Source organism: uncultured Faecalicoccus sp., assembly GCF_944327125.1.
GTDB lineage: Bacteria > Bacillota_I > Bacilli_A > Erysipelotrichales > Erysipelotrichaceae > Faecalicoccus.
On the sequence record NZ_CALVGO010000001.1, the window covers coordinates 80,773 to 87,806 of the forward strand.

Annotated in this window: 6 protein-coding genes; all 6 read left to right on the forward strand. The window is 40.4% G+C overall.

Features of this window, described 5'->3' with window-relative positions:
- Nucleotides 1-42 precede the first annotated feature (42 nt).
- The 6 genes from polA to fba all read left to right on the forward strand — a co-directional run bounded on the left by polA (nucleotide 43) and on the right by fba (nucleotide 6,966).
- Nucleotides 43-2,616 (forward strand): DNA polymerase I, encoded by a 2,574-nt coding sequence (gene polA, locus Q0K03_RS00430; RefSeq protein WP_297236573.1) that lies wholly within the window; start codon nucleotides 43-45, stop codon nucleotides 2,614-2,616.
- Entirely contained in the window at nucleotides 2,616-3,443 is an 828-nt protein-coding gene (mutM, locus tag Q0K03_RS00435) for a DNA-formamidopyrimidine glycosylase (protein WP_297236575.1), read from the forward strand. The genes polA and mutM overlap by 1 nt, the downstream gene beginning before the upstream one ends.
- Nucleotides 3,416-4,012, forward strand: a complete 597-nt coding sequence (gene coaE / locus Q0K03_RS00440; protein WP_297236577.1) for a dephospho-CoA kinase — start codon at nucleotides 3,416-3,418, stop codon at nucleotides 4,010-4,012. Before mutM ends, coaE begins: the two co-directional genes overlap by 28 nt.
- A complete protein-coding gene (locus Q0K03_RS00445; RefSeq protein ID WP_297236579.1) occupies nucleotides 4,009-5,160 on the forward strand; it encodes a DnaD domain protein in 1,152 nt (383 codons plus the stop codon). Before coaE ends, Q0K03_RS00445 begins: the two co-directional genes overlap by 4 nt.
- Nucleotides 5,144-6,025, forward strand: a complete 882-nt coding sequence (locus Q0K03_RS00450; RefSeq protein WP_297236580.1) for an ATP-binding protein — start codon at nucleotides 5,144-5,146, stop codon at nucleotides 6,023-6,025. Before Q0K03_RS00445 ends, Q0K03_RS00450 begins: the two co-directional genes overlap by 17 nt.
- A 68-nt stretch (nucleotides 6,026-6,093) precedes the next feature.
- The gene (fba, locus tag Q0K03_RS00455) at nucleotides 6,094-6,966 is read left to right on the forward strand and encodes a class II fructose-1,6-bisphosphate aldolase (protein WP_297236582.1); all 873 of its coding nucleotides are present in this window, start codon (nucleotides 6,094-6,096) and stop codon (nucleotides 6,964-6,966) included.
- Nucleotides 6,967-7,034: the final 68 nt, after the last annotated feature.

A 7,034-nucleotide genomic window follows, 5' to 3' on the forward strand; every position in this document is an offset into this window, starting at 1 on the left:
TCTCTGTATGATACAATAAAATCTAGAAATGGAGATTTCACTATGAACAAATTATTACTGCTTGATGGCAACTCCATGTTGTTTCGCGCTTATTATGCCACTTTGTATTCACATAGAATGTCTACTTCAAACGGGATTCCCACCAATGCCGTTTTTGGATTTATCATGATGCTCAACAAGGCAATTGAGGTCATTGGCCCCGATGCCATTCTGGTCGCCTGGGATGCGGGTGAAAAGACGTTCCGCCATGAAAAATTTGGAGAATATAAAGGAACAAGAAAACCGGTGGACGAGGAACTGATCGTGCAGTTTCCCATTGTCCGGGAATTTCTGGATGGAGCGGGAATCAAGCGTTATGAGCAGGTTGGTTTTGAGGCGGATGATATCATTGGATCTATGGCAAAATCTCATCCGGAGATCCAGACAACGATCTTGACCAGTGATCGGGATTTGCTGCAGCTGGTGGATGAATCCACTTCGGTTCTGTTAATGAAAAAAGGCATTACGGATATGGAATTGATGAGTCTCTCTAATTTTGAAGAGGTGTATGGACTCCAGCCACCCCAGATCATTGATCTTAAAGGTTTGATGGGAGATTCCAGTGATAATATTCCGGGTGTTGCCGGTGTAGGACAAAAGACAGCTGTAAAACTTTTACAGGAGTATGATTCGGTCGAAAATGTATATGCTCATATAGATCAAATCAAAGGAAAATTAAAAGAAAAACTTGAAAACGACAAGGAAAAGGCGTTTTTATCGAAAGATCTTGCGACCATCTTTACAAAGATGGAACTCCCGTTTTCTTTGGAGGAGGTCTCCTTTACCGGTTTTCAGGATTCTGTCAACGAATTCTATAAAAAATATGAAATGCGGTCGTTGATGAATCAGAAAGTTACCAGTAACAAGTCACAATGGAAATTGAAAACGATTAAAAACTGGACGTTAGACAAAGAAGACCTTTTGCTCATTCCTGTTTGTACCAAGGAGTCTTTTCTCAATCAAAAACTTCAGGGCTTTATGATCCCGAATCAGGGAACGGTTTTTTACCTGGAAGTTGAAAATGCATTGGAGGACCCGGGATTCAAATCACTTCTAAAAAAAGAAGATCTTCATACCTGGGATGCCAAGGAAACCAATCATCTTTTGGATCGATATGGATTTGAAACGGTCTCTTTTAAGGAAGACCTCCATATTGCTTCATTTTTATTGCATTCCCAGGCGACCGATCTGGATAGCTTAGTGGAAGCTTTATCGATAGAACTTCCGGAAACTTTCCATGATCTTTCCAAAAAGACAAAAGAATCGAAGGCCTATGACCCAGAACGGATGCTCTTGATCTATCGTGCTTTTACGGAACAGCTGGCCGAAAAGGAAGACCAGATTTTTAAAGAACTTCAGGAACAAAATCTTGTTTCTTTATATGAAGAAATCGAAAAGCCGTTGATTCCTATTCTTTATAAAATGGAAAAAGAAGGGATTCATATCGATGAATCGGTATTGGATGATATCGGCCAGAATGTTTCAAAACGAATGAAGGAACTTTCCAATGAGATCTATGGATATGCCAATAAGATTTTTAATATCAATTCACCCAAACAGCTTGCCGCTGTTCTTTACGATGATTTGAATCTGAAAGGCGGAGGAAAGAAACGTTCAACCAGTGCAGAGGTGCTTGAAAAGCTTCAGGGAGTTCATCCTATCATCGATGCTTTGTTGGAATACAGAAAGTACTCGAAGATCATGTCGACTTATATCGAAGGATTAAAAAAACATATCCAGGAAGATCAAAAGATCCATACGACCTTCAATCAGACGATGACGCAGACAGGAAGGCTTTCCAGCAGCGATCCAAATCTTCAAAACATCAGCGTCCGTGACGAAGAAGGAAGAGAGATCCGTAAGGCCTTTACCGCAAAGCCGGGGTATGTTTTGCTCTCGGCAGACTATTCGCAGATCGAGTTGAGAATGCTGGCTCATATGGCCAATGAAGAACATATGATCCAGGCTTTCAACAACGGGGAAGATATTCATAATAAAACGGCCAGTCTGATTTTTGGATGTGATGTTGACCAGGTCGATGCTTCGATGCGCCGTATTGCCAAAACCGTCAATTTTGGAATCGTTTATGGGCAGACTGCCTTTGGCTTGTCTTCGCAGTTGAAGATCACGCGTAAGGAGGCGACGGATTTTATGGATTCTTATTTTTCTAATTATCCAAGTATCCACTCCTTTATGAATCGCTTGATCGAAGATTGTAAACAAAAAGGGTATGTGGAGACATTGTTTCATCGAAGAAGAATGATTCCGGAAATCAATGATAAAAACTTTATGACCCGGGAATTTGGGAAAAGAGCGGCGATGAATGCTCCGATCCAGGGAAGCGCAGCCGATCTGATCAAGATTGCCATGCGAAGAGTGGACGAAGCCATGAAAAAAGAAAATGTACAATCAAAACTCTTGCTGCAGATCCATGATGAATTGATCTTCGAAGTCCCTGAATCAGAGCTTGATTTAATGATTCGCCTTGTTAAGGATGCCATGGAAAACGCGATGAAACTACGGGTTCCTTTAAAGGCAAGCATACAAGCCGGCAAAAGCTGGTATGAGGCAAAATAATGCCGGAAGCACCAGAAGTACAGACGGTCTTATCGACCCTGGAAACACAGATCAAAGATTTGGAGATTCTTTCTTGTCAGGTTTTGTATAATAAGATCGTTTCTTATCCCGATTCAATCCGGTTCTGCGAAGAAATCCAGGGACAGCATTTTCGAAATTTTCGTCGGTTAGGGAAATATTTAATTTTTGAACTGGATGATCTGGATTTGATCGTTCATCTAAGAATGGAAGGTAAATTCTATTTATTTGATCAACCCAAGACGGATAAACATATTCATGTGCAGTTTTTTCTAAGCGATGGACGTGTCATGTGTTATCATGATACCCGTAAATTTGGCCGTATGCAGCTTTATGCGCATCGACAGGATCCATTTCAGCACCCTTGTTTTGAACACATAGGCAAAGATGTACTGGATCCAGAATTCAACAGTGAGTATTTGTATGCGAAGATCCATAAATGTAAAAAGAACTTGAAATCCTGCTTGTTGGATCAGTCCATCGTAGCCGGTATCGGCAATATATATGCCGATGAGATTTGTTTTTCTGCTTTATTGGATCCCCGTTCAAGGGCAAATCGAATCTCAAAAAAAGATTGCGAAAACATTGTTTTTCATACAAAACGAATCATGAAAGGGGCTATGAAGGCTGGCGGCACTACGATTCGAAGCTATACTTCCAGCCTGGGAGTGACTGGACTTTTTCAGCTAAAACTGAAAGTACATTCCCGCAAGGGAGAATTGTGTCCCGTTTGTCAAGCTCCAATCAAAAAAATCACGGTATCACAAAGGGGGACGTATCTATGTCCAAATTGCCAAAAAAGAAAATAATTGGAATCACTGGAAGCATGGGTTCGGGCAAATCTATGGTATCCAGTATGATCCGTAAAAGATTTCCGGTTCTTGATCTAGACCAGGTCAACCGGTCTTTAATTGAAAAAGGGAATAAAGGATACAGAGCTTTATCCAGAAAACTGGATATTCCTTTTGATAAAGACAGGAATATTGATAAGAAAGTTTTCTCAAAGAGAATGTTTTCTGACAATGAGTATAAAGAAAAAGTCGAAAGAATCATCCATCCTTTGATTTTGGATGAAATGAAAGAATGGATCGACCGGCACCAGGATGTTCTTGTCTTTATCGAAGTTCCTTTATTGTTTGAAACGAATATGGATGTGTTTTTCGATGAGATCTGGTGTGTCGTATGCGATGAAGCCATTGCGTTACAGCGCCTTCAAACTAAAAGAAACTATTCCCTGGAAGAGGCTAAGTCGCGTTTGGCTTGTCAGTATTCACCTATCATCAAGCTTCAACAAAGTGATGTTGTCCTCTATAATAACGGAACGATAGAGGAGTTAGAAGAACAGGTGTCGGTTTATTTGGAAAGGAGTCTTTCATGAATTCTAAAGATAAATTTCAGATTCAGATTCTTTCTTCAATGTCTCACGATGAGTTTTCTTCCTTGTTGTTTCTGTATGGACCCTTGATGGGAAAAGAAGCGGTTTATCTGTATGAAATCTTGACTTGTTTTAAAGAAAAAGAAGCCCTTCCAATCACCGAACTGGAAAAGGTTTGTCATTTAAGTCCAACTCGTTTTCGTTATGCACGTAAACAGCTTGAGCAGTATAATTTGATCCATACGTATTATGATGGGATCACACAGCTGTGGCTCTTTGTTCTGGAGGCTCCTAAAAAACCGAACGTCTTTTTAAAACACGATGTATATTCCCGATTGTTTTTGGAAAAAGAAGGCTCGAATCAATTGGATGCGATGAAACACTTCTTTGCTCAGCCTTCCATGATCACACCATCCATGAAAGAAATCAGTGAACCTCTGGATGTTTCGGTATTGAATTCCTGGACCTGTGAAAAGGAGAATGCCTTACGATCTCAGTCGACTATGAATGATTTCCAGACAAGATATCCTTTTGATTTTAATCTTGTATTCAAAGGGATGGATCGTGTCATACCGCAGCGCCTTCGTACCCGGGATAATTTAGAGAGAATCTATGATCTTGCCCGTATTTTTGGTATTGATGAAAAGAATATGCGCCGGTATTTATCGCTGAGCATCGATCCCAAAAAGTCTTCGATCGATTTTGAAAAATTAAGAAATCACGTGGTCAGTGCCCGAAATTTAAAAATCAATACAACGGATCCTTATACCATGGCCCCGGTCTCTTTTTTACAGTGGAAACAGGAGAATAAACCGGTGGCCTATGCCGATAAGCTCATCATAGAAAATGTGGAAAAAAACTATCAGTTGCCTAGTGAAGTAATCAATGTTTTGATTGAATATACTTTGAAGGTGTCCAATCAAACATTCAGCCGATCTTTTGTGGAGAAAGTGGCAAGTTCCTGGGCACGATTAAAAATCGACACCAAAGAAAAAGCTCTTCAACAAATTTCTCATTCTGTAAAGACAAAAGAAGATCTGCCTGAATGGTATGAAGATACCCGGCAGACAGAGGCCGATGAGTCGTTGAAGGAAGAGATAGCTCGCATTCAAAAAGAGCTTAGAAAGGAGAAGCATGGAGAAGACCAGTAAAATGAAGATGCCGGACGATTCTTTATTGGAACCATTGAAGAAAGATGTACGTATCCAGAGATTTTTAAAAGAACATCATAAAGAAGAGTCCTTTTTACGGGATCATGCTTCCTATTTCTTTATGTGGCAGGAGACCCTGGATACATGTAAAAACTGTTTGGGACTGGCCCAGTGCCGACAGCCTTTGGCAGGAAAAGTAAAAACACTGGCATTTAATGAAAACGGGGATCTGATACAAAATTTTGTATCCTGTAAATATCAGAAAAAAATCGATGATGCCCATGGGCATATGCAGTATTTTCGCCTGATGCATATGGACCCAAAAGATCTGGAAATCAATCTGGAAGATCTGGCGGATGGCCAAAGCATGCAGTATCTTTTAGGGTATAAAAGCATCTATGAATCGCTATCCGATACCAAAGGGATTTATCTTTACGGCCAGCCAGGCGTAGGGAAAACGTATTTATGTCTTGGCCTGGCAAACTATTACGCAAAGAAGAAAAAGAGCGTTTCCTTTGTTCATGTGCCAACGCTGATCAGTGATTTAAAACAGGCGATGTATGATACAGACTATCGCCAAAGACAGATGAACGCCTTAAAGTTTTCAGAAGTGGTGATTTTGGATGATATCGGTGCCGAAGCCGTGAGTGCCTGGACGCGGGATGAGATCCTCTTGCCAATCCTGGATCATCGAATGAGCCATCATAAGAAAACGTATTTCACCAGCAATTATGCGTTGGAAGAACTGGAGAAACAATATATTCTTCGAGGAGAGGCAAATTCGAAAGTGAGCGCGCTTCGAATCATGGAAAGAATCAAAGCCTTATCTACAGTTTGTAAATTATCTGGTGAATCCCGACGTTAAATCTTTTCAAATCCTTGTATTTGGAGTAAAATATTCTTAGCAAAAAAGACATAAAGGAGGAAATTGTTATTATGTTAGTATCTGCTACTGAAATGATCAATAAGGCCCATGAAGGACATTATGCGATTGGTGCTTTTAACATCAACAACCTGGAATGGACAAAAGCTATTTTAGCGGCCGCTGAAGAAGTAAAATCACCAGTTATGTTAGGTGTATCTGAAGGTGCTGCTAAATATATGTGCGGATTCAAAACTGTTGTAGCCATGGTAAAAGAGATCCATGACTATATGGGAATCACAGTTCCTGTTGCCATTCATTTGGATCATGGAACATACGAAGGTGCTAAAGCTGCTATCGAAGCAGGATTTACATCTGTAATGTTTGACGGTTCTCATTATGATTTTGAAGAAAACCTGGCAAAATCAAAAGAAATGATTGAACTGGCTCATTCAAAAGGATTGTCTATTGAATGTGAAGTCGGCGGAATCGGTGGAGAAGAAGACGGTGTCGTTTCTGCCGGTGAATTGGCCGATCCTCAGGAATGTAAAACAATCGCTGAATTAGGCGTTGACTTCCTGGCAGCTGGTATCGGTAACATCCACGGTAAATATCCTGAAAACTGGGCAGGTTTGAGCTTTGATCGTTTAGCTGAGATCCAGGCTTCTACAAACGGAAAACCATTAGTTCTTCATGGTGGTTCTGGAATCCCTCGTGAACAAGTTAAAAAAGCGATCGACCTGGGTGTTTCTAAAGTAAACGTTAACACAGAATGCCAGTTGGTATTTGCCGAAGCAACTCGTAAATACATCGAAGCTGGTAAAGATCAGCAAGGTAAAGGATATGACCCTCGTAAACTGTTGAAACCAGGTGCTGATGCCATTACAGAATTAGTTAAAGAAATGATGACTAACTTCTTTGGTTCTGCAGGAAAAGCTGAATAATTCATTGAACAAAAATAACTGAGAAAAAGGAACGGACGCTCCACTTCAAGTGGAACCGTTCTTTTTTT